Origin of the sequence: Carboxydocella sp. JDF658, assembly GCF_002049395.1 — a bacterium.
GTDB lineage: Bacteria > Bacillota.
On sequence record NZ_BDLR01000018.1, the window covers coordinates 1 to 21,394 of the forward strand.

Consider the following 21,394-nt stretch of genomic DNA (forward strand, 5'->3'; position numbering starts at 1 on the left):
AACCCCCCGCCTCTACCGCCAGTTCTACTGCACGCCACACCGGTTCCGGGCGGGCTTTACACAGCTTACGGTAGAACTCTTTCTCTCCTTTAATATCAATGTTAGCTGCATCCAGCCAGGGCAACAGCTCCCGCCAGGGAGCTTCATTGATATAGCCATTGCTGACCAGCACATTTGCCAATCCTTTCCCCCGGGCCAATTTGGCCGTAGCCAGGACAAACTCAAACCACATCAAGGGCTCGGAATAGGTATAAGCCAGACCAATATTCCCGACTGGCCGGTAGTTTTCTGCCAGGGCCACCAGTTCTTCCGGACTGATTTCCTCCCTGCCTCCCCTGCCGCTTACCAGTTCCCAGTTCTGGCAAAAGGCGCAATCCAGGTTACAGCCCGTTGTTCCTACTGACAAAATCATGCTACCCGGTTTAAAGCGAAAAAGGGGCTTTTTCTCGACAGGGTCCAGGGCCAGGGCCCCAATTTGTCCATAATTGAGGGCATAAAGCTTGTTCCCTCTGTTCTCTCTCACTCCGCATCTACCTTTTTGTCCATCTGCCACAAGACAGTAATGAGGACATAACTGGCAGCGGATTTTTTCCCCTTCCCTCTGCCAGTACTGAGCCTCTTTCATACTATATCCCTCCACTACAGGTAGCGGGTTACAGTAAAGCGCCAGATCTCTACATCCTGATCCATCGGGTTAATGCCTGCTTTTTGCTTGGCAATCCGCAGCTGTTCTTCTACTGTGTCCACCCCTGGCAAATCAGGCAAAAGCAGGCCGCTACTTCGGCCTTTGCGGACTATCACACCATACTGGCGGGGATCCAGATCGGCCAGGGAATTAACCCGTTCTGCCGGGTTAAGAATATCTACGGAATATAGCAATTGACTCAATTCCTCTTCCTCTACCGGCCAGAACCGGGGGTCCCTGGTTCCTGCCGCAATGGCATTATGAATAATCTCCTCGGCAATAGTAGGCTGGGTAGGCTCGGTTGTGCCAATGCAGCCACGCAGCTGTCCATGTTTCTTTATGGAAACAAACACACCAGCAGCCTTTTCCAGTTCTGGAGGCAAATCTTTGGGTTTGTCCAGAATCTCTCCATTTCTCAGATAGTATTCCAGAGAACGGCGAGCCAGCTTTACCGGATAGCTTTCCCGGGCCCGACGGGCAGCAATTTCCTCTTCCCTGCGGTCAATCAATTTTTCCAGAAGTTCCTGCTCCGGATTGGGTCCCTGAGGCTTAAAACCACAGACTAGATATCCTACTCCAAAGGGGCCTTCATAGCTGAAAATCTCACACTGAGCATCCAGGCCATCCAGCGCTCCCAAAGCCATAATTAATGGCCGCAAGCCACACTCCCCTGCCTTTTCCACCAGCTCTTCAGGCAAACGCAGAATTTCCTCAATTTGTAATAACTCCAGATTCTCTTTAATGCGCCGGTCAAATTCTTTGCCCTCAGGTGCAAAGCCAGAAGGAGCATCTGGTGTCAGTCGATGAGATAAATCCCCACTAGCAATTACCGCAACCCTGCGGCCCAGCAATCCTGCCGCCCGTTGCACCGCCAGCCCAAAGGCGTACAGTTCCTCTACCGCCAGTAGACCCATGTTAACTGAAACCAGAGCGCAGTCCAGCCCCGCTTCCTGCAAATACCACAGAGGAACGATTGCACCGTGGTCCAGTTCCCATTTAGCACCTAGCCGCTGCATTTCCTCCCGGTCCAGAGAAACGACATTCACCTGCTCCCGGTATGCCATCAGGCCAATAGCCTCCAGTAAATTTAAATCTACCGGCCAGTCTGCCTTGACTTGCGGAGCACCAAAATCCGCCAGATTTCCCTGTACTCTTTCCCCCTTGCGAATAGTGATAGCATCACTGAAAACTGTCCCATGGGGGGAAATGAGTACAATCGCATCCGGTTCAGCCCTACGCACCTCATCAGCCCATTTTTTCATACCTGTTACGGTAGCCTCTACTTTAGTTAGCTCTTCCTTACCTATGGCCGGAATGATAATAGGGGGATGAGGGCTGAGCCCAACATAAACAATATTGTTCAACTTTATTCACCTCTGTACCTCAGTCTGGTTAATTTTAGTATAATATTGCAAAATGCCACAGTAAATAGCCCAGGCTACTTTATTCTGGTAATCCGGGTCCATCATTAGTTTTTCCTCTTGCGGATTGGATATAAAGCCAATTTCCACAGTAACTGATGGCATTGATGACACCCGGTTGGTAAAAATATCAGCAGTTTTTGCCACCCGTCGGGTGCCGGTTATTCGTTGCAGTTCACTCTGAATTGCTTCTGCCAGCTGTTTGCTCCTGGCATCCCCCCCTTGATAGAAGGTCTGGGCCCCATACCATTTTTCTGAAGGAAAGGCATTAACATGAATACTGAGGAGCAGATCTGCTTTTGCGGATTCAGCAATTTCAACCCTTTTCTTTAAATCCAGCTGTTTTCTCAAGCTGAGAGAATCCACATCCTCAGGGGCCAGGTCATAATCACCGTTTCTGGTCATCAGGACTCCTGCTCCGGACTGAGCCAGCGCCAGTGCCAGTCGCTGACTCACCGCCAGGGTTATCTCCTTTTCAACCCCGCCATTTTTCCCTTTGGCTCCGGGGTCATACCCGCCATGGCCCGGGTCCAGTATTATCATTTTTCCAGCCAGTAATGGCGCCATAACCAGTATTTCCTCTTGCCTATTTTTCTCCCCTAGATACAGCCCCATACCAGTGGCTATCAACAGAAGCGCCAGTACACTCACCAGTGAACGCCAGCGAAAATAGATTACCCGCATTTGTTCCCACCTCCCCCTCAAACATTATGCCCGTGGAAGAAAAAATAAAACCGCTCAGCTGGCTGAGCTGAGCGAAGTACTTTTAAACTATTATTGCTTAAATTATTTTTTTAAGTGCACACCAGGATCCCGAAAAAAATAACTTCACATATTTTTTTCTCTTTTACTGGAATAAACTCTTTATGATCTGCCGTTACCACAGGAGCATTTATGCGTTTTGCTAACGCAATTGCGAAGCAATCAGGAATAGAGATTTTTTTTATATTTATTTTTACATCCGCAGCAGTCTTCCATAGTTGCGTTTCCATATTTTCGATAACCTCTACTACAGATTTAATATCCTCAATTGCATTACTTGCAATTTCTTCTTTACCTGTAACTCGTAGAAAGTCGTGATATACTTCATAAGCATTAATCGCATGTAAATAGCAGCAATCTTCATTTTTAATAATCTCACTAATCATGTCTGCACCAGGTTCGTCACGTAGCCAAGCAATAATGGCACAAGCATCAAAAACAACCGCCATCCGTATCCCCTTCTTTTTCTATTTCCTCCCACTTACTTCTGATAAATTCCTCGCTACTAGTCGGTACAAAAGCATATTTTCCTTGAATTGCTTTTATCTTTGCACAGCGAAGTTCTCTCCATGTTTGAACTTCATAAGGAAGTTGCACCGATCGTGATGTAGATGTTTTTTTTATTATACCATCTTTTACAAACTTATGAACACAATTAAATTTATTATATTCAATGCTAGAATGGCTAGTTGTCAAAATAATTGACGTAGCAATTGCGGCCGCCCCACACACAAACGCATTAGACATACTCTTTCTCACTCCCTAAATTGCGCAAGAACACTATTTAGCTCTGTGAAACCTCGTTCGATAATTTCATTAAGTATTGATTTATCGGAAAAATAATTTTCAATTTCATTGAATGCATACCTGTCATTAAAATCACAAATTACTTCAATACCACGCTTCAGCGCACCTTTATTCGAAAGGCGTATAACTTCCTGATGGTCATTGTGTTCCCATGTGCGAAAATTACGTACAATTATGTTACTATAAAAGCGATTATCTACTATTTTGGTATTTTTAACTTCTATATCGCTTGTATTATCAGATAACTCTTTCAAAAAAGTATTTGCTATCTGTTTTAAAACAACCTTATCACTTATAGTGTCTATGTTAATTTGGGCTCTATTCGTAATACCGCAAAAATAAGGTTTAATATCTCCAATTAAGTCAAGTAAGTTAAAAATTAAAGAACTGCGTTCCATAAAATATTTTTTACCTAATTCCATATTTTCTTGCCAGTCCGGGGAATAGAATGCAGTCAGTTGAATGTTTACCTGCGAAACAATCAATTGGCTATAACCATGATGCGAGCTGAATATTATTCGTGGCATTTCCGGGTCAATTTCATCAGGAACTGGTAAGATCTCAGGTTGCAAATATAAATTTTTTAGTCTATCCTCTAATTCGTACGCTTTTCTACGAATGTGGGCCTGACGGGGAAATACAACACTAAAACTCGTATTAATCAATTTATTTTTCACTTCACGGACCCCCAAAAATATTATTTTCCTCATGACACACATTTGCATTATACTCTTACAAGTATTATGTACAATCTTTTATTGCAATGCAATATCCTACGTAAACTTATGTACTTTCTAAAAAATCCCTGCGCCTAACCCGGAAAAACAGGTAGTCGCAGGGATTAGATTCAGACAATATGAAATTAACGCTTGGAGTATTGAGGAGCTTTGCGGGCCTTTTTCAAGCCATACTTGCGGCGCTCCTTCATGCGCGGGTCACGAGTGAGGAAACCAGCCCGCTTCAGAGCAGGCCGCAATTCTTCATCTGCTTTAGTCAGAGCACGAGCGATGCCATGACGCACAGCGCCAGCCTGGCCGGAAATCCCACCACCATGAACTTTAACCAGGACATCAAATTTGCCCAGAGTATTGGTGATTTCCAGAGGCTGCTTTACGATCATTTCCAGAGTCTTTTTCCCGAAATATTCACCCAGTTCCCGGTTATTAACCAGAATCCTGCCAGTGCCACCGGGAATCAGACGTACACGAGCAACTGCATTTTTCCGTCTTCCGGTACCCCAGTATTGAACTACTTGAGCCACTATTACTACCTCCTTCCTCTGTTACTCTTGACCTACCCACAGCTCAGGCTGTTGAGCCTGGTGGGGATGTTGACTGCCCCGATAGACGCGGAGCTTTTTCAACATTTTGTCACCCAGCCGGTTATGGGGCAGCATGCCTTTGACAGCCAGCTGCACAGCCAGTTCCGGTCTGGTCTGTAACAGAGTCCGGTAGTCAGTGGACTTAAATCCGCCCGGGTAACCGGAGTGACGCTGCCATTTTTTCTGATCCAGTTTTTTCCCGGTCAGGACTACCTTTTCGGCATTGATGATGATCACATGGTCACCGGTATCCACATGGGGAGTGTAAATGGGTTTATGCTTGCCCCGCAGCAACCTGGCAGCTTCAGAAGCCAGGCGGCCCAGGGGTTTTCCTGTCGCATCCAAGATGTACCACTTGCGCTGCACCTCTTGGGGTTTGGCCATATAGGTGGTCATGTTTTTCCCTCCTTGCATCCTGACAGAACTGCAAATCGTGGTATAAAAACCCTCCGGGGCAGGGGTATTCCATACCATGTCATAAAATCATTGTAATATGCAGAAGTTGTCATGTCAATAGTTAACTTCCAGTAAACACAGCCCCTGGGGGGGCGCCGTGGGCCCGGCCTGGTTACGGTCCCGGCTGGCAATGATTTGGGTAATAACCTCCGGGTTTAGTTTTCCTTTGCCAATTTCCACCAGAGTGCCAGCAATGATGCGTACCATATTGTACAGAAAACCATTGCCGTTAATGGTGATAGTGAGTAAAGGACCATCCTGAGCCACTGCTACTTGATTAATCGTCCTAATCGTTGTCTTGCTGGTAGCTCCTGCTGCCCGAAAAGCGGCAAAATCATGGGTGCCGAGCAAAAAGCGGGCTGCCTCAGCCATCGCCTGGCTATCCAGCAAAACAGGAACATACCAGCTATAACGATGCCAGAAAGCTGAAGGTATCCGACTATTATAGATGGTATAACAATAGGTTTTGTTTTTGGCCCAGAACTGGGCATGAAAAGCCGGTTCCACTTCCTCTGCCTGCTTGATAACAATATCAGGCGGCAACCCGCCAGAATTAAGAGCCAGAGGCACTTTATCCACGGGTATCGGCCAGCTGGTATGGAAGTTAACCACCTGGCCCCGGGCATGGACACCGGCATCAGTTCGGCTGGCGCCAATTACCGTGATGGCTTCACCAGTCCAGCGCTGTAATACTCTTTCCAGCTCACCCTGAATAGTAGGCAGCCCTGCTGTTGCCTGACTTTGAAAGCCATGATAATTAGTACCATCATATTCCAGGACCAATTTGAGGTTGCGCATAATTTAGCCCCTCAATTCATCAAAACAAGAAGTCAGGAGAGCAGCTGCCAGCGGCTGTTACCCATCCTGACCCTTGCTAACATACTTAGACCAGCTCGAGTATTACAACCTCAGCAGCATCACCGCGGCGATTGCCAACTTTTACAATGCGGGTATAGCCGCCCTGGCGCTCGGCATATTTGGGTCCAATTTCATCAAACAGCTTTTTAACTACGGTTTCATCCAGGATATATGCCAAAGCCTGACGGCGGGCTGCCAGGTCTCCCCGCTTGGCCAGGGTAACCATTTTTTCGGCAATGCTCCGTACTTCCTTGGCCTTAGGAGCAGTAGTCTCGATGCGCTCTTCCTTAAACAAGGAGGTTACCATGTTTCGTAACAGAGCACGCCGGTGGCCACTGTTCCGACCCAGCTTTCTGTATGCCATTTAAGTTTCCCTCCTCAGTCTACTCTTCGGATTTCTTCAAGGACAGGCCCAGTTCTTGCAACTTGTTAATGACCTCTTCCAGGGACTTTTTGCCCAGGTTGCGTACCTTCATCATATCTTCTTCGGTCCGGTTTACCAGTTCTTCAACGGTATTGATACCGGCCCGCTTCAGACAGTTATAGGAACGCACCGAAAGGTCCAGTTCCTCGATAGTCATTTCCAGAATCCGATCCTTGGCTTCTTCTTCCTTCTCGACCATGATCTTGACATCACCAATGGCATCTGTCAGACCAACGAAAAGGGAAAGATGCTCGGACAGAATTTTAGCGGCCCAGCTGAGGGCAGCATCGGGACGAATACTGCCATCAGTCCAAATTTCCATGGTCAGCTTATCATAGTCAGTAATCTGTCCGACCCGGGTGTTTTCAATCGCATATTTCACCCGCCGTACGGGAGTAAAGGCTGAGTCAACGGGAATAACCCCAATTTCATGGTCCGGCTTTTTGTTGCGGTCTGCAGAAACATAACCGCGGCCTTTAGCCACAGTGATTTCCATATAGATACGACCGTGATCTAAGGTAGCTATATGCAGATCGGGATTCAAAATCTCCACATCTGCATCAGCTTTGATGTCTCCGGCCTTGACTTCGCCCTCTCCTTCAGCTTCAAGGATCAGAACCTTTTCCTCATCGGTATGCATTTTTAAACTGAGGCCTTTTAAGTTGAGGATGATATCAGTAACATCCTCAACTACACCGGGAATAGTTGAAAACTCGTGCAGTACCCCTTCAATCCGGACCGAGGTTACCGCCGCCCCCGGTAAGGAAGACAACAGCACCCGCCGCAGGGAGTTGCCCAGGGTTACGCCATAACCCCGCTCCAGCGGCTCGACAACGAATTTGCCATAGGTGTTGTCCTCAGCCAGTTCCACACATTCAATGGTGGGTTTTTCGATTTCCAGCATCCTATTTGTACCCTCCTTCTCGAGAATTCAGACCACCAGAGGGTTAGAACCAACCATTATCTGGAGTACAACTCGACGATCAGGTGCTCTTGAACAGGTACGTCGATGTCTTCTCGAGCAGGAAGAGCAACCACTTTACCGCTTAAAGTATTGAGATCCCGCTCCAGCCATGCCGGTACACCCCGGTTAGGAGCCAGCTCGATTAATTCCTTGAACCGCGGGGACTCTGTACTCTTTTCATTGATGGCAATCACATCCCCGACTTTTACCTGGAAGGAGGGGATGTTTACCCGACGACCGTTAACAGTGAAATGTCCATGCCGTACCAACTGCCGGGCTTCGTTCCGGGAGGAAGCAAAACCCAGACGATAGACTACGTTGTCCAGGCGCCGCTCCAGCAGCCGCAGCAGGTTTTCACCGGTAATGCCAGGCATCCGGTCTGCCTTTTCGAAATAGTTGCGGAACTGGGTTTCCAGCAAACCATAAATCCGCTTGGCCCGCTGCTTTTCCCGCAACTGCACACCGTATTCAGACAACTTTTTCCGAGCCTGACCATGCTGACCAGGGGCATAGCTCCGGCGGTCAATTGCACACTTACCAGTATAGCATCGTTCGCCTTTCAGGTAGAGCTTGATACCTTCCCGACGGCACAGACGACAGCTGGGACCAGTATATCTTGCCATGTTTCAACAGCACCTCCTAAACACGACGCCGCTTGGGCGGGCGGCAACCGTTGTGGGGAATGGGAGTTACATCCTTAATCAGGCTAACTTCCAGACCAGCAGCTTGCAGTGCCCGAATCGCTGCTTCCCGACCGGCTCCCGGTCCTTTAACATAAACTTCGATTTCCTTCATGCCATGTTCGATCGCTTCCCGGGCGGCATTTTCCGCAGCCAGCTGAGCGGCAAAGGGTGTGCTCTTGCGGGAGCCCTTAAAGCCACTGGTTCCGGCAGAAGCCCAGGAAATAGTGTTACCTTGCCGGTCTGTAATGGTAACGATGGTGTTATTGAAGGTAGACTGGATGTGGGCTACGCCCTTGTCTACATTTTTCCGTTCCCGCTTCTTGGTTCTTTGCGGTCTCCGAGCCATGCTTAAATTCCCCCCTTATTACTTCTTCTTGCCGGCTACCGTCTTCCGCGGACCTTTGCGGGTCCGGGCATTGGTCTTAGTCCGCTGACCACGGACAGGCAGCCCACGACGATGACGAATGCCCCGATAGCAGCCAATTTCAATCAGACGCTTGATGTTAAGAGCGATTTCCCGCCGCAGATCACCCTCAACTTTATAGTTCTTATCAATAACTTCCCGCAGACGAGCAACTTCATCTTCAGTCAGATCCCGCACCCTTGTGTCGGGGTTAATTCCGGTTTCGGCCAGAATCTTCTTGGAAGTGGGAAGACCAATACCAAAAATATAGGTCAGAGCCACTTCTACCCGCTTTTCCCGGGGCAGGTCTACACCAGCAATACGGGCCATAGTTCGCTACACCTCCTATGTCCTTAACCTTGCTTCTGTTTGTGTTTGGGATTTTCGCATATCACCATAACAGCGCCCTTGCGCTTGATAATTTTACATTTTTCGCAGATAGGTTTTACAGATGGTCTAACCTTCACGGCAATTCCTCCTTTTGTCCCGGGTTACTTATACCGATATACAATCCGGCCTCTGGTCAGGTCATAAGGAGATAATTCCACAGTGACCCGGTCCCCGGGCAGGATCCGGATGAAATTCATACGGATTTTGCCGGACACATGGGCCAGCACCCGGTGTCCATTATCCAGTTCCACGGTAAACATGGCATTAGGTAGGGGCTCAATTACAGTGCCCTCTACCTCGATGACATCTGATTTGGCCATAGGTCTTTACCCTCCTTGTGTCCCACAAATCATTGCTCAGGTATTGCTCCCAGGTCCTTCAAAGCCTTGCGGACTTCATGGTTGAAGATGCGCACGCCGGCCAGCTTTTTTCTGGCAATCTCCTCGGCAATAGCAGGCATGGCTTTCAAGTGTTTAATATTCTTTTTCTTTGGAGATTCCACTTTGCGCAGATCCCCATCTACCACCGCCACCATGGTATCAGACAGATAATCCCATACCAGGAAGGGGCGGCCTTGATCCCGGCCAGCCCTGGAGTAAACCAGCTGACCGATTTGCAATTCCTTCTCAGCCATGGATTGCACCTCCATGCCACAAGGCACCTAAACCTTAGTCAATATTTCCGGGCCATCGGCTGTGATGGCGATGGTGTGTTCGAAATGAGCCGACAGCGAACCATCCAGGGTCACCACTGTCCACCCATCCGCCAGTGTCTTGACATGATACTCACCCATATTGACCATCGGCTCAATCGCGAGAGTCATCCCTGGCAGCAACCTGTGGCCTCGCCCTGGCGGACCGAAATTGGGCACCTGGGGTTCTTCATGCATTGCAGTACCTATGCCATGGCCAACATAGTCCCGAACCACGGAAAATCCGTGGCTTTCTACATATTTTTGTACTGCGTGGGAAATATCTGAAATCCGGTTGCCGACTTTCGCCTGACTGATGCCCTGGTAGAGGGATTCTTCAGTAACTGCCAGCAGCCGCCTGGCATCAGCAGAAATGTCACCTACCGGAAAAGTCCTGGCACTGTCACCATAAAATCCATTAAGTACCGCACCCACATCAATACTAATAATATCACCATTTTCCAGTTTTCTTAAACCGGGAATGCCGTGGACAACTTCTTCATTGACTGAAGCGCAGATGGTGGCCGGATAGCCGTGATAACCTTTGAAAGCGGGCACTGCCCCCAGCTTTCGGATCACATTTTCAGCTATCCGGTCCAATTCCGCTGTGGTTATGCCCGGGCGAACTGCCTGTTCCAGCTCTGCCAGAGTTATAGCCACCACCCGACCGACTTCCCGCATCAATTGTAGTTCCTTCTCGGTTTTAAAGTGAATGGCCAACCCGTTCCCTCCTGTTCAGGACGACAGCCCACCGGCCATTACCCCCGCATGAATCCCTGGTAATGGCGCATCAGCATCTGCGCTTCCATTTGCTTCATAGTATCAAGGGCTACCCCGATCACGATAAGCAGGGCCGTACCTCCGAAATAGACGTTCTGGATTTTGGTTATTGCCATCATAAAGTTAGGCAGGATGGAAATCAAGGCCAGGAATACCCCACCTGCTAATGCCAGTCTCATCATAATCCGATTGAGAAACTCTGCGGTGGGACGGCCTGGTCGAATTCCCGGTATAAAGCCGCCATACTTCTTCATGTTGTCCGCTACATCTACCGGGTTAAAGGTAATGGCCGTATAGAAAAACGTAAATGCGATGATCAGTAGAGCAAAAAAGATGGTATTCAAGAAGGTGCCCCAGCCAAACCACCTGATGAACCATTGAGCAAAACTGTTGGTGGGGAAGTACTGTGCAATCTGAACCGGAAACATCAGCAAAGAAGAGGCGAAAATCACCGGAATAACGCCAGCCTGATTAACCTTAATGGGAATATGGGTACTCTGCCCACCATAAACTTTCCGGCCAACCACCCGTTTGGCATACTGTACCGGGACCCGCCGCTGTCCTTCTTGAATGAATACAATCCCGGCGATTACCAGTGCACCGATTACGACTAGAAGCAGCACATTCAAAACATTGATACTGCCTGCTGCCAGCAATTTTTGAATATTGGCAAGAGCAGAAGGAATGCGGGAAACAATCCCTGCGAAAATAAGCAGGGAAATACCATTGCCAATGCCCTTTTCCGTGATCTGTTCACCCAGCCACATCAAAAAGGCTGTACCGGCTGTCAGACTGGTAACAAAGACGATATAGGTTACAATCCCTTTATTGGGAATAGCTGCACCCAGCCCGAAGTAGATACCAGTTGCCTGGATAAAAGCCAGCACAACCGTCAGATAGCGAGTGAATTCAACTATGCGCTTCCGCCCCTCAATACCTTCTTTAGCCCATTGCTCCAGAGTGGGAATAACCACTGTCAGCAATTGCATGATAATGGAGGCGTTAATATAGGGGGTGATACTCATAGCAAAGATGGAGAAGTTTTTAAAAGCACCCCCGGAAATCACATCGAAAAAGGCTACAAAGGCCTGGCTTTCCAGCAATTTTCTAATAGCTGCTACATCGATACCTGGCACAGGCACGTGTACACCCAGCCGAAAAACAAACAGCATCATTAAGGTATAAAGCAGCTTTTTCCGCAGCTCACCAATCCGCAGGGCATTGGACAGGGTTGACAGCATCTTAGATCACCTCAGCTTTTCCGCCCGCTGCCTGAATCTTTTCCACAGCAGACTTGCTAAAGCCGTTGACCTTAACTGTCAAAGCCTTTTCCAACTCCCCGTTACCTAGAATTTTGACGCCATCCTTTACGGACTTGATGACCCCGGCTTTGACCAGCAGTTCGGGGGTAACTTCCGTTCCGTTTTCGAAGATATTCAGAGCTGATACATTGATGGCCACGATTTCCTTGCGGAAGCGGGCATTGTTGAAACCACGCTTGGGTATGCGCTGTTGCAGCGGCATTTGACCGCCTTCGAAACCAGGACGCACGCCACCCCCACTCCGGGCTTTTTGCCCTTTGTGGCCGCGGCCGGCAGTCTTACCTAATCCCGATCCGATCCCCCGGCCTTTGCGGACAGGTTCGAACTTAGAGCCAGGAGCCGGTTGCAGCTCATGAAGCTTCATCACTTACACCTCCCTGTCCTATTCGCTAATTTCTTCAACCTTGAGCAGGTGTTGTACTTTTTTCACCATACCCCGAATCTGAGGGGTATCATTATGAATAACAGTCTGTTGCAGCTTTCTGAGTCCCAGGGTCCGCACAGTGACCTTCTGGTCTTCAGCATAGCCAATTGGGCTCTTCACCAGAGTGATTTTCAGTTGAGCCACTGTACTCCCTCCTAACCGAGAATTTCGTCCGGATTTTTGCCCCGCAGTCTGGCTACTTCCTCAACGGTCTTGAGGGCTTTCAGTCCTTCCATGGTAGCCCGTACCACGTTGTTGGGGTTGGAAGTGCCCAGAGACTTGGCCAGGATGTCATGTACACCGGCCAGTTCCAGAATAGCGCGTACAGCACCTCCGGCAATAACACCGGTACCTTCGGAAGCGGGCTTGAGCAGGACTTTGCCAGCGCCAAACTTCCCGACAACTTCATGGGGAATGGTGGTGCCTTTAAGTGGCACGCGAATCATGTTTTTCTTGGCATCTTCAATTCCTTTGCGAATGGCATCAGGTACTTCCCCGGCTTTGCCGAGACCAGCACCGACATGGCCATTGCCGTCACCAACGACTACCAGGGCGCTAAAGCTGAAACGCCGACCGCCTTTAACAACCTTGGCTACCCGATTTATTGCCACAACCTTTTCGGTCAGTTCCAAGCTGTTGGGATCGATTTTCTCGATCTTGGCCATTACTTTCCCTCCTTACGCAGGTACTTTAGAATTCCAGTCCGGCTTCGCGAGCTGCATCAGCCAGGGCCTTTACCCTGCCATGATATAGATAGCCACCGCGGTCGAAAACAACCTTGGTGATACCTGCTGCTCTGGCCTTCTCAGCCACAGCCTTACCTACTACCCTGGCGGCTTCTACATTACCGCCATATTTTACCTGGCTGCGAATTGCCGGCTCAACGGTAGACGCGGCTACCAGAGTTGTACCGGTCTCATCATTGATGATTTGAGCATAGATATGATTCAAACTGCGGTAAACTGCCAGACGAGGTCTTTCGGCAGTCCCAACTACTTTTTTCCGAACCCGCAGATGTTTTTTGCGCCGAATCTCACGCCGATCTATGCGCTTATACACAGGTAAGTTCACTCCTTTCAGTTCAGGTGTTTAGGCCACCTGCTTACTTCTTCTTACCTTTACCACCGGTTTTACCGACTTTGCGGCGGATAACTTCCCCTTCATACTTAACACCCTTGCCCTTATACGGCTCAGGCTCACGGATGGAGCGAATTACAGCAGCCAGCTGTCCGACTTTTTCCTTATCGATACCGACTACAGAAATCTTGGTAGCTGCCGGAACTTCTATCTCAATCCCTGGTTCGGGTTCGATTTCAACCGGATGACTAAAGCCAAGGCTCAGCACCAGCTTACGCCCCTGCTTCTGAGCCCGGTAACCAACCCCTACCAGCTCCAGGTTTTTGCTGAAACCTTTGGTAACCCCTTCAACCATATTGGCGATCAGGGTTCTGGTTAGGCCATGCAGGGAACGATGTTGTTTTTCATCAGAAGGTCTCTCGACGATAATTTGATTATCCACCAGGCTGATTTTCATGTCCTGGTGAAAGGTTTTGGTCAGCTGCCCTTTGGGGCCTTTGACAGTTACGACATTGACGTCGATTTTGACTTCCACCCCATTGGGAACAGCCACCGGCTGTTTACCGATTCTGGACATGATGACACCTCCTACTTCTTACCATACGTAGCAGATTACTTCGCCGCCCAGTCCTTCTTTGCGAGCTTGCTTATCGGTCATCAAGCCTTTGGAAGTGGAGATAACGGCAATTCCGAGTCCACCGAGAACCCGGGGAATTTCATCTTTCTTGGCATAAACCCGAAGGCCGGGTTTGCTAATTCGCTTGAGGCCGGAGATGACTTTCTCCTTGTTGGCACCATACTTCAGATAGATGCGCAAAACCCCTTGCTTGCCATCTTCAATATATTCATAATCCTTGATGAAGCCTTCGTTTTTCAGAATCTCGGCCAGAGAGGTCTTCATCTTGGATGCAGGTACTTCCACTTTTTCGTGGTAGACCATATTCGCGTTTCTGATCCGGGTCAGAAAATCCGCAATGGGGTCGGTCATTACCATGGTTGAGCTACCTCCTTCCGTTTATCCTACCAGCTGGCTTTTTTCACGCCGGGAATTTCGCCTCGATATGCCAGCTCCCGGAAGCAGATCCGGCAAATGCCGAATTTCCGCATGTAGGCCCGGGGACGGCCACACAGTTTGCAGCGGTTATAACCCTGGACTTTAAATTTGGGCTTCCGCTGTTGTTTGGCAATCATCGATTTCTTAGCCACGTTCTTCCCTCCTTACTTGCTGGCCCGGAAGGGCATGCCCAACAAACGGAGCAGTTCACGGGCTTCTTCATCAGTTTTGGCGCTAGTAACGATGGTTACGTTCATTCCACGCAGTTTATCGACCTTGTCATACTCGATTTCAGGGAAGATCAGCTGTTCCTTCAGGCCCAGGTTATAATTGCCCCGGCCGTCGAAACCTGTAGGAGATACCCCGCGGAAGTCCCTTACCCGGGGCAGGGCTACATGGAACAGTTTGTCCAGGAAATGATACATCCGGTCGCCCCGCAGAGTAACTTTCACACCGATGGGCATGTTTTCCCGCAGCTTAAAGCCGGCGATGGATTTTTTGGCCCGGGTGACGATGGGCTTTTGACCGGTAATCATGGTCAGGTCATTAACAGCAGCCTCAATGGCCTTGGGATTTTGAATGGCTTCTCCCAGACCGATATTGATTACCACTTTTTCCAGTTTAGGAATTTGCATAACGTTTTTATAGCCAAACTTCTGCATCAATGCAGGAGCTACTTCGGCTTGGTATTTCTCTCTGAGTCGTGCCAAGGTTACTACCTCCTTTCCCGGTCAAGTTCTATTCGAGGTTAGTGCCACACTTTTTGCAAACCCGAACTTTTACTCCGTCTTTAATCAGTTTGCCATAACGAACGCCTTTACCACATTTGTCACACCAGAGCATGACATTGGAAGCATGGATGGGAGCTTCCTTGCTGATAATCCCACCCTGGGGATTTGCTTGATTGGGCTTGGTGTGGCGTTTTACAATATTCACACCTTCAACAACAACGCGGTTTTTGTCGGTGATTACCTGCAGCACTTTCCCTTTTTTACCGGCATCCTTCCCGGTAATAACTACTACAGTGTCGCCTTTTTTTACATGTACCCTGGACATTCTGCCACCTCCTTAGAGAACTTCCGGAGCCAGGGAGATGATTTTCATAAAGTCCCGATCCCGCAACTCCCGAGCTACAGGTCCAAAAATCCGGGTTCCCCGGGGGCTTTTGTCTTCCTTGATGATTACAGCGGCATTGTCATCAAACTTAATGTAGGAACCATCAGGACGACGTACTTCTTTATTGGTCCGCACCACAACGGCCTTGACCACATCACCTTTCTTGACCACGCCGCCAGGTGTTGCTTCTTTAACAGAACAGATGATGATATCACCAACCGAGGCATAACGGCGGTTGGAACCACCCATTACCCGGATGCACATCAGTTTCTTGGCCCCAGTATTGTCAGCCACATTCAGGATTGTCTGCACCTGAATCATATCTGGTGACCTCCTTTCCTACAGTTGTTCCTTCCGCTCCAGGATCTCGACAACCCGCCAGCGCTTATCCTTGCTCAGCGGCCGGGTTTCCATTATTTTGACTCTGTCGCCAATGCGGCAGGCGTTTTCTTCATCATGGGCCTTGAATTTCTTGGTCTGCTTAACAGTCTTACCGTACAACGGATGACGGAACATGGATTCAACAGCTACTACTACGGTTTTATCCATTTTGTCACTGACAACAGTCCCGATCCGAACCTTTCTGCTGTTTCTTTCCACAGGCGAAACCTCCTTTCCTTAAGCCTGGGTAGCTTTCAGTTCCCGCTCGCGAAGAATGGTCTTAACACGGGCGATGGTTTTGCGGACTTCCCGGATACGCATGGGATTGTCCAGCTGGCCTGTGGCCAATTGAAAGCGCAGCTTAAAGAGTTCATCTTTCAGGTCGCCCAGTTTCTGGGTCAACTCTTCATTGCTCAGGTTACGGATTTCGTTAGCTTTCATTTGCTTCACCACCCATTTCTTCGCGTTTTATGAACTTGGTTTTGATGGGAAGCTTGTGGGCAGCCAAACGCATGGCCTCCCGGGCAGTTTCCTCAGGAACGCCAGAGAGCTCAAACAGGATGCGACCGGGTTTTACGACTGCTACCCAGTACTCCGGTGAACCCTTACCGCTACCCATCCGAGTTTCAGCAGGCTTGGCGGTTATGGGCTTGTCAGGGAAAACTTTGATCCATACTTTACCGCCCCGGCGGATATAACGAGTCATAGCAACCCGGGCCGCTTCAATTTGCCGGCTGGTGATCCAGGCGGGCTCTAAAGCCTGTAACCCATACTGACCATATGCCAGCTCGGTACCGCCTTTAGCACGGCCTTTCATCCGGCCCCGGTGTACTCTTCTCCATTTTACTCTTTTTGGTACCAGCATTACTGCTCCCCTCCTTCAGCAGCCTCAGCAACAGCTACTGCCGGCTTGGCTTCAGGCAGAACTTCGCCTTTGTAAATCCAAACTTTGACACCGATTTTGCCATAAGTGGTGTTGGCTTCTGCAAAGCCATAATCGATGTCAGCCCGGAGAGTATGCAAGGGAACTTTCCCTTCGTTATACCATTCAGTCCGGGCAATTTCAGCACCTGCCAGACGACCAGAGCAAGCGATTTTAATACCGCCAGCACCCAGACGCAGCGCCCGGCTTACAGCTTGTTTCATTGCCCGACGGAAAGCAACCCGCTTTTCCAGCTGAGCGGCAACATTTTCTGCAACCAGTTGTGCATCCAGCTCCGGCACTTTGATTTCCTGCACATTTACATTGACCCGCTTACCAGTCATTTTTTCCAGGTCCTTGCGCAGGTTTTCAATTTCAGCACCGCCACGACCGATAACAATTCCCGGCTTGGCTGTGTGAATGGTAACCTTGACCCTGTTGGCACTGCGCTCAATTTCGACCTTGGAGACACCAGCACCATAGAGCCGATTCTTTACATAACGACGCAGTTTAACATCTTCCACCAGCAGTTTATCGAAATCCCGGGTTGCAAACCACTTGGCATCCCAGTCTTTAATGATCCCGATCCGCAGTCCTTTGGGATGTACCTTCTGACCCACCGTTATCCCTCCTTCTTCTCGCTGACCACCACGGTTATATGGCTAGTACGCTTCCGAATCAGATCGGCCCGACCCATAGCCCGCGGATTATACCGTTTCAAGGTTGGTCCCTGGTCAACGAAGATTTTGCTTATATAAAGGGATTGAGTGTCCATTTCATAGTTGTGTTCAGCATTAGCCACAGCAGATTTCAATACCTTTAGCACTTCCCGTGCAGCAGCTTTGGGCATGAATCGCAAGATAGCAAAAGCTTCTTGCACATCCTTGCCCCGCACAACATTAATAACCTGCCGAACTTTACGGGGCGAAATGCGTACATACTTCGCCACGGCTTTGGCTTCCATGGAATTACCCCCTCTCGTCCGTTATTTCCTGGAAGTTGTCTTTTCCCCGGCGTGCCCTTTGAAGGTCCGGGTAGGAGCAAACTCACCCAGCTTGTGTCCGACCATTTCTTCAGTAATATACACAGGCACGTGCTTTCTGCCATCATGCACAGCAATAGTATGCCCAACCATTTCCGGGAAAATGGTGGAACGACGGGACCAGGTCTTAATGACCCGCTTTTCCCCTTTTTCATTTAAAGCCCGCACTTTTTTCAGCAGGTGCTCATCACAAAACGGTCCTTTTTTCAGGCTTCTGCCCATCTTCGCATCTGCCTCCCTTCACGCTGTCTTTCGCAGGTTATTTATTGCGACGGCGCACAATAAACTTATCAGTAGGATGGTTCTTCTTCCGGGTTTTAGCACCCAGAGCCGGTTTACCCCAGGGTGTAACCGGGTTACGCCCGATAGGTGAACGACCTTCACCACCACCATGCGGGTGATCGACAGGGTTCATTACCACACCGCGGACGGTAGGTCTGATACCCAGCCAGCGAGCCCGACCAGCTTTACCGATAGTAATGTTTTCATGATCCAGGTTGCCTACCTGACCGATGGTAGCCCGGCACTCGGCCAGTACTTTCCGCAATTCACCGGAAGGCATGCGCAGCAAGGCATACTTGCCTTCCTTGGCCATCAGCTGAGCATAGGAACCAGCAGAACGTGCCAGCTGGCCACCACGGCCCGGCTTGAGCTCGATATTGTGGACAGTGGTACCTACCGGAATATTGCGCAACGGCAGAGCATTGCCCACTTTAATATCCGCTTCCGGCCCGGAGTAAATGACATCGCCAACTTTCAGACCAACAGGGGCGATGATATAGCGTTTTTCCCCGTCAGCATAGTTGATCAGGGCAATGCGAGCACTCCGGTTCGGATCGTACTCGATAGTAGCAACGCGGCCAGGAATGCCATCTTTGTTGCGTTTGAAATCAATGATCCGGTACATCCGCTTATGTCCGCCACCTTGATGGCGCACAGTCAACCGACCCTGATTGTTGCGGCCAGCCTTTTTCTTGAGAGGCTCCAGCAGGGATTTTTCCGGCTTATCAGTAGTAATCTCCTCAAAAGTGGAGACAGTTACAAAGCGGCGGCCCGGAGAGGTGGGTTTAAAGGACTTGATCGCCATTATGGTTCCCTCCCTTTCCTTGCGTCTTACACACCTTCGAACAATTCGATCTTGTGGCCTTCAGCCAGTTTAACTATCGCCTTTTTCTTGTCAGGGGTCTTGCCAACAGTACGGCCTACCCGCTTGGTTTTACCCTTGATGTTCATGGTCCAGACATCTACAACTTTTACACCAAAGGCTTTTTCCACAGCATGCTTGATTTCGATTTTGTTAGCTGCAGGATTGACCAGAAAAGTATATTTATTTTCGGCCAGCAAAGCCATGGACTTTTCCGATACTACGGGGCGAATCAGCACATCTTGATAGCTCCGCATTAGGCTAGCACCTCCTCGACCCGAGCCACTGCATCTTTGGTGATAACCAGACTGCCGTGTTTGAGCAGGTCATATACATTAATGCCAGAGGCAGTTACCGGTTTTACCCCAGGAATGTTGCGAGCAGATTTGAAGACGTTCTCATCCAGCTGAGCAGTTACCACCAGAGCATTTTGGGCTTTCAGGTTGTTCAGGACTTTCACCATTTCCTTGGTCTTAGGAGCCTCAAAGCTCAGATTGTCCAGTACAAAAATCTCATTAGCCAGAACCTTGGCGGAAAGCGCAGACTTCAGTGCCAGTCTTCTTACCTTCTTGGGCAACTTAAAGCCATACTTGCGCGGCTTGGGACCAAACACGATACCGCCCCCACGCCAGATAGGAGAACGAATGCTCCCGTGACGAGCCCGACCGGTACCTTTTTGCCGCCAGGGCTTCTTGCCACCGCCAGCGACCTCAGCCCTGGTCTTAGTGGAATGGGTGCCAGCCCGTTCAGCGGCCAGCTGAGCCACCACTGCTTGATGCAGCACATGCTTGTTGGGCTCAATGCCGAAGATCTCATCTTTCAGCTCAATTTCGCCCACCTGTTCACCGTTGATATTGTACAGTGCCACTTTAGGCATCACTTTTTCCTCCTTTCCTGCCGTTTATCTTTAAGCTTTGACGCTAGGTTTGATGATCAGCAGGCTGTTTTTGTTGCCGGGTACACTGCCTTTAATAACCAGCAGGTTGCGTTCACGGTCAACTTTTACCACTTGCAGGTTTTGTACGGTAACCCTTTCTCCACCCATACGCCCCGGCAGAGGACGGCCTTTAAATACCCGAGCCGGGCCTTTAGCACCCAGAGAACCGACGCGACGGTGGTATTTAGAACCGTGAGCCATTGGGCCGCGGGCAAAACCGTGCCGTTTGATGGCACCGGCAAAACCTTTACCCTTGGAGATACCGGTTACATCCACTGCTTCTCCTTCAGCAAAAATATCAGCGAAAATTTCCTGACCTACCTGATATTCATCGACATTATCTACGCGGAATTCGCGAACGTAGCGCTTGGGCTGAACCCCCGCCTTGGCAAAATGCCCTTTCAGAGGCTTGTTCACCCGGGTCTCCTTCACATCACCAAAAGCAACCTGGATGGCATTGTAACCATCGGTTTCTACGGTTTTCTTTTGTACTACGACGCACGGGCCAGCCTCAATCACAGTTACGGGGATCAATTTGCCATCTTCAGTGAAAAGCTGAGTCATCCCCACTTTTCTACCCAAGATACCTTTCGCCATTTTTGCCACCTCCTATGCATTTCTCAGAACACGCCCCCAGGCGTGCCGTAATGTGTTTACAGTTTAATTTCAATATCAACGCCCGCAGGCAGATCCAGTCGCATCAAAGCATCGACTGTTTTGGGACCGGGTTCTACGATATCAATCAGCCGCTTGTGGGTCCGCATTTCAAATTGCTCCCGACTGTCCTTGTTGACATGTGGAGACCGCAAGATGGTGTAGATGGCTTTTTCCGTAGGCAACGGAATCGGCCCAGCTACCTTGGCCCCTGTCCGTTTGGCTGTTTCCACGATTTTAGCCGCAGACTGGTCCAAAATCTTGTGGTCATAGGCCTTCAAACGGATTCTGATTTTCTGTTTGCTCATTGATTTACCCCTCCTTTTTTCGCCCGATCGTTGCGGACATTCTCAGTGAAAATTCCCCTTGACGGGTAGGTGGCCCGACAAGGCAACCTTTCACCTCATCGCCTGTCGATTTGCCAACAATTATATATTATATTGATTTTACCCCAGAAATACAAGGGGTTTGCGAAAATTTCTATAGAGAAACAGATACTGCAGACTTTTTTGCCTGCAGTACCTGTCCCCAAAAGTATAGCTTTAAGATTATTCGTTGATAGCTGATACCACGCCAGCGCCTACAGTCCGGCCACCTTCGCGGATAGCGAAGCGCAGACCTTCTTCAATAGCGATGGGGGTGATCAGTTCTACTTCGATCTTAACGTTGTCACCAG

40 protein-coding genes and 1 pseudogene are annotated in these 21,394 nt (G+C 49.4%); all 41 read right to left on the bottom strand.

Annotation, left to right across the window (positions count from 1 at the left end):
* A partial coding sequence (locus tag JDF658_RS03350) for a radical SAM protein (protein ID WP_143311939.1) occupies positions 1-625 on the bottom strand: 625 nt, incomplete at its 3' end.
* Between the two features lie 14 nt (positions 626-639).
* A complete protein-coding gene (gene amrA / locus JDF658_RS03355; RefSeq protein ID WP_079906479.1) occupies positions 640-2,049 on the bottom strand; it encodes an AmmeMemoRadiSam system protein A in 1,410 nt (469 codons plus the stop codon).
* A 6-nt stretch (positions 2,050-2,055) separates the two neighbouring features.
* Positions 2,056-2,790 carry an N-acetylmuramoyl-L-alanine amidase CwlD gene (cwlD, locus tag JDF658_RS03360; RefSeq protein ID WP_078665925.1) on the bottom strand — a complete coding sequence of 245 codons (735 nt, stop codon included), beginning with the start codon at positions 2,788-2,790 and terminating at the stop codon, positions 2,056-2,058.
* Between the two features lie 110 nt (positions 2,791-2,900).
* Positions 2,901-3,317 (bottom strand): PIN domain-containing protein, encoded by a 417-nt coding sequence (locus JDF658_RS03365; RefSeq protein WP_079906480.1) that lies wholly within the window; start codon positions 3,315-3,317, stop codon positions 2,901-2,903.
* Positions 3,301-3,615 carry a hypothetical protein gene (locus JDF658_RS03370; RefSeq protein WP_079906481.1) on the bottom strand — a complete coding sequence of 105 codons (315 nt, stop codon included), beginning with the start codon at positions 3,613-3,615 and terminating at the stop codon, positions 3,301-3,303. Before JDF658_RS03370 ends, JDF658_RS03365 begins: the two co-directional genes overlap by 17 nt.
* Before the next feature lie 8 nt (positions 3,616-3,623).
* A complete protein-coding gene (locus tag JDF658_RS03375; RefSeq protein ID WP_079906482.1) occupies positions 3,624-4,352 on the bottom strand; it encodes a hypothetical protein in 729 nt (242 codons plus the stop codon).
* A gap of 185 nt (positions 4,353-4,537) precedes the next feature.
* Entirely contained in the window at positions 4,538-4,936 is a 399-nt protein-coding gene (rpsI, locus tag JDF658_RS03380; RefSeq protein ID WP_078666706.1) for a 30S ribosomal protein S9, read from the bottom strand.
* A 21-nt stretch (positions 4,937-4,957) separates the two neighbouring features.
* The gene (gene rplM / locus JDF658_RS03385) at positions 4,958-5,392 is read right to left on the bottom strand and encodes a 50S ribosomal protein L13 (RefSeq protein WP_079906483.1); all 435 of its coding nucleotides are present in this window, start codon (positions 5,390-5,392) and stop codon (positions 4,958-4,960) included.
* 114 nt (positions 5,393-5,506) lie between these two features.
* Positions 5,507-6,250 carry a tRNA pseudouridine(38-40) synthase TruA gene (gene truA, locus JDF658_RS03390; RefSeq protein WP_079906484.1) on the bottom strand — a complete coding sequence of 248 codons (744 nt, stop codon included), beginning with the start codon at positions 6,248-6,250 and terminating at the stop codon, positions 5,507-5,509.
* 85 nt (positions 6,251-6,335) lie between these two features.
* Complete coding sequence (gene rplQ / locus JDF658_RS03395) at positions 6,336-6,674, bottom strand: 50S ribosomal protein L17 (RefSeq protein ID WP_078666504.1); 339 nt, start codon at positions 6,672-6,674, stop codon at positions 6,336-6,338.
* Between the two features lie 19 nt (positions 6,675-6,693).
* Positions 6,694-7,638 (bottom strand): DNA-directed RNA polymerase subunit alpha, encoded by a 945-nt coding sequence (locus JDF658_RS03400; RefSeq protein WP_078666505.1) that lies wholly within the window; start codon positions 7,636-7,638, stop codon positions 6,694-6,696.
* A gap of 56 nt (positions 7,639-7,694) precedes the next feature.
* On the bottom strand, positions 7,695-8,321 hold the full coding sequence (rpsD, locus tag JDF658_RS03405) for a 30S ribosomal protein S4 (protein ID WP_078666506.1): 627 nt from the start codon (positions 8,319-8,321) through the stop codon (positions 7,695-7,697).
* Between the two features lie 16 nt (positions 8,322-8,337).
* Positions 8,338-8,727 carry a 30S ribosomal protein S11 gene (gene rpsK / locus JDF658_RS03410; protein WP_078666507.1) on the bottom strand — a complete coding sequence of 130 codons (390 nt, stop codon included), beginning with the start codon at positions 8,725-8,727 and terminating at the stop codon, positions 8,338-8,340.
* An 18-nt stretch (positions 8,728-8,745) separates the two neighbouring features.
* On the bottom strand, positions 8,746-9,114 hold the full coding sequence (rpsM, locus tag JDF658_RS03415) for a 30S ribosomal protein S13 (protein WP_078666508.1): 369 nt from the start codon (positions 9,112-9,114) through the stop codon (positions 8,746-8,748).
* 23 nt (positions 9,115-9,137) lie between these two features.
* The gene (gene rpmJ / locus JDF658_RS03420) at positions 9,138-9,251 is read right to left on the bottom strand and encodes a 50S ribosomal protein L36 (protein ID WP_078666509.1); all 114 of its coding nucleotides are present in this window, start codon (positions 9,249-9,251) and stop codon (positions 9,138-9,140) included.
* Between the two features lie 24 nt (positions 9,252-9,275).
* Complete coding sequence (gene infA / locus JDF658_RS03425) at positions 9,276-9,494, bottom strand: translation initiation factor IF-1 (RefSeq protein ID WP_078666510.1); 219 nt, start codon at positions 9,492-9,494, stop codon at positions 9,276-9,278.
* 29 nt (positions 9,495-9,523) lie between these two features.
* Positions 9,524-9,808 (bottom strand): KOW domain-containing RNA-binding protein, encoded by a 285-nt coding sequence (locus JDF658_RS03430; protein ID WP_078666511.1) that lies wholly within the window; start codon positions 9,806-9,808, stop codon positions 9,524-9,526.
* Positions 9,809-9,835: 27 nt separating this feature from the next.
* Positions 9,836-10,585 carry a type I methionyl aminopeptidase gene (gene map / locus JDF658_RS03435; RefSeq protein ID WP_278307642.1) on the bottom strand — a complete coding sequence of 250 codons (750 nt, stop codon included), beginning with the start codon at positions 10,583-10,585 and terminating at the stop codon, positions 9,836-9,838.
* 38 nt (positions 10,586-10,623) lie between these two features.
* Positions 10,624-11,886 carry a preprotein translocase subunit SecY gene (gene secY, locus JDF658_RS03440; RefSeq protein WP_079906485.1) on the bottom strand — a complete coding sequence of 421 codons (1,263 nt, stop codon included), beginning with the start codon at positions 11,884-11,886 and terminating at the stop codon, positions 10,624-10,626.
* Position 11,887: 1 nt separating this feature from the next.
* Positions 11,888-12,331 carry a 50S ribosomal protein L15 gene (rplO, locus tag JDF658_RS03445; RefSeq protein WP_079906486.1) on the bottom strand — a complete coding sequence of 148 codons (444 nt, stop codon included), beginning with the start codon at positions 12,329-12,331 and terminating at the stop codon, positions 11,888-11,890.
* A gap of 18 nt (positions 12,332-12,349) precedes the next feature.
* Positions 12,350-12,535 carry a 50S ribosomal protein L30 gene (rpmD, locus tag JDF658_RS03450; protein WP_078666514.1) on the bottom strand — a complete coding sequence of 62 codons (186 nt, stop codon included), beginning with the start codon at positions 12,533-12,535 and terminating at the stop codon, positions 12,350-12,352.
* An 11-nt stretch (positions 12,536-12,546) separates the two neighbouring features.
* Positions 12,547-13,047 carry a 30S ribosomal protein S5 gene (gene rpsE / locus JDF658_RS03455; RefSeq protein ID WP_278307655.1) on the bottom strand — a complete coding sequence of 167 codons (501 nt, stop codon included), beginning with the start codon at positions 13,045-13,047 and terminating at the stop codon, positions 12,547-12,549.
* A 34-nt stretch (positions 13,048-13,081) separates the two neighbouring features.
* Positions 13,082-13,450: a 50S ribosomal protein L18 gene (rplR, locus tag JDF658_RS03460; RefSeq protein WP_078666516.1), complete on the bottom strand. Its 369-nt coding sequence runs from the start codon at positions 13,448-13,450 to the stop codon at positions 13,082-13,084.
* Positions 13,451-13,493: 43 nt separating this feature from the next.
* Positions 13,494-14,045, bottom strand: a complete 552-nt coding sequence (gene rplF / locus JDF658_RS03465) for a 50S ribosomal protein L6 (RefSeq protein ID WP_079906488.1) — start codon at positions 14,043-14,045, stop codon at positions 13,494-13,496.
* Positions 14,046-14,063: 18 nt separating this feature from the next.
* Positions 14,064-14,462, bottom strand: coding sequence for a 30S ribosomal protein S8 (gene rpsH / locus JDF658_RS03470; protein ID WP_078666518.1), 399 nt, complete (start codon positions 14,460-14,462; stop codon positions 14,064-14,066).
* Between the two features lie 26 nt (positions 14,463-14,488).
* A complete protein-coding gene (locus JDF658_RS03475; protein WP_078666519.1) occupies positions 14,489-14,674 on the bottom strand; it encodes a type Z 30S ribosomal protein S14 in 186 nt (61 codons plus the stop codon).
* Between the two features lie 12 nt (positions 14,675-14,686).
* Complete coding sequence (gene rplE / locus JDF658_RS03480; RefSeq protein WP_078666520.1) at positions 14,687-15,232, bottom strand: 50S ribosomal protein L5; 546 nt, start codon at positions 15,230-15,232, stop codon at positions 14,687-14,689.
* 28 nt (positions 15,233-15,260) lie between these two features.
* The gene (rplX, locus tag JDF658_RS03485) at positions 15,261-15,578 is read right to left on the bottom strand and encodes a 50S ribosomal protein L24 (RefSeq protein WP_078666521.1); all 318 of its coding nucleotides are present in this window, start codon (positions 15,576-15,578) and stop codon (positions 15,261-15,263) included.
* Between the two features lie 12 nt (positions 15,579-15,590).
* Positions 15,591-15,959, bottom strand: a complete 369-nt coding sequence (gene rplN, locus JDF658_RS03490; protein ID WP_078666522.1) for a 50S ribosomal protein L14 — start codon at positions 15,957-15,959, stop codon at positions 15,591-15,593.
* An 18-nt stretch (positions 15,960-15,977) separates the two neighbouring features.
* Positions 15,978-16,238 (bottom strand): 30S ribosomal protein S17, encoded by a 261-nt coding sequence (gene rpsQ, locus JDF658_RS03495; protein ID WP_078666523.1) that lies wholly within the window; start codon positions 16,236-16,238, stop codon positions 15,978-15,980.
* 18 nt (positions 16,239-16,256) lie between these two features.
* A complete protein-coding gene (gene rpmC / locus JDF658_RS03500) occupies positions 16,257-16,460 on the bottom strand; it encodes a 50S ribosomal protein L29 (protein ID WP_078666524.1) in 204 nt (67 codons plus the stop codon).
* Positions 16,450-16,884 carry a 50S ribosomal protein L16 gene (gene rplP / locus JDF658_RS03505; protein ID WP_078666525.1) on the bottom strand — a complete coding sequence of 145 codons (435 nt, stop codon included), beginning with the start codon at positions 16,882-16,884 and terminating at the stop codon, positions 16,450-16,452. Before rplP ends, rpmC begins: the two co-directional genes overlap by 11 nt.
* The gene (rpsC, locus tag JDF658_RS03510) at positions 16,884-17,561 is read right to left on the bottom strand and encodes a 30S ribosomal protein S3 (protein ID WP_078666526.1); all 678 of its coding nucleotides are present in this window, start codon (positions 17,559-17,561) and stop codon (positions 16,884-16,886) included. Before rpsC ends, rplP begins: the two co-directional genes overlap by 1 nt.
* A 2-nt stretch (positions 17,562-17,563) precedes the next feature.
* Complete coding sequence (gene rplV / locus JDF658_RS03515; protein WP_078666527.1) at positions 17,564-17,905, bottom strand: 50S ribosomal protein L22; 342 nt, start codon at positions 17,903-17,905, stop codon at positions 17,564-17,566.
* A gap of 21 nt (positions 17,906-17,926) precedes the next feature.
* Positions 17,927-18,205 (bottom strand): 30S ribosomal protein S19, encoded by a 279-nt coding sequence (gene rpsS / locus JDF658_RS03520; protein ID WP_078666528.1) that lies wholly within the window; start codon positions 18,203-18,205, stop codon positions 17,927-17,929.
* Positions 18,206-18,242: 37 nt separating this feature from the next.
* The gene (rplB, locus tag JDF658_RS03525; RefSeq protein ID WP_078666529.1) at positions 18,243-19,070 is read right to left on the bottom strand and encodes a 50S ribosomal protein L2; all 828 of its coding nucleotides are present in this window, start codon (positions 19,068-19,070) and stop codon (positions 18,243-18,245) included.
* A 26-nt stretch (positions 19,071-19,096) separates the two neighbouring features.
* Entirely contained in the window at positions 19,097-19,384 is a 288-nt protein-coding gene (rplW, locus tag JDF658_RS03530; protein WP_079906489.1) for a 50S ribosomal protein L23, read from the bottom strand.
* On the bottom strand, positions 19,384-20,004 hold the full coding sequence (gene rplD, locus JDF658_RS03535; protein ID WP_078666531.1) for a 50S ribosomal protein L4: 621 nt from the start codon (positions 20,002-20,004) through the stop codon (positions 19,384-19,386). Before rplD ends, rplW begins: the two co-directional genes overlap by 1 nt.
* A gap of 30 nt (positions 20,005-20,034) precedes the next feature.
* Positions 20,035-20,661: a 50S ribosomal protein L3 gene (gene rplC / locus JDF658_RS03540; protein WP_078666532.1), complete on the bottom strand. Its 627-nt coding sequence runs from the start codon at positions 20,659-20,661 to the stop codon at positions 20,035-20,037.
* 56 nt (positions 20,662-20,717) lie between these two features.
* Complete coding sequence (rpsJ, locus tag JDF658_RS03545) at positions 20,718-21,026, bottom strand: 30S ribosomal protein S10 (RefSeq protein ID WP_078666533.1); 309 nt, start codon at positions 21,024-21,026, stop codon at positions 20,718-20,720.
* Between the two features lie 240 nt (positions 21,027-21,266).
* A pseudogene (gene tuf / locus JDF658_RS03550) lies at positions 21,267-21,394 on the bottom strand (elongation factor Tu); the annotation flags it as partial.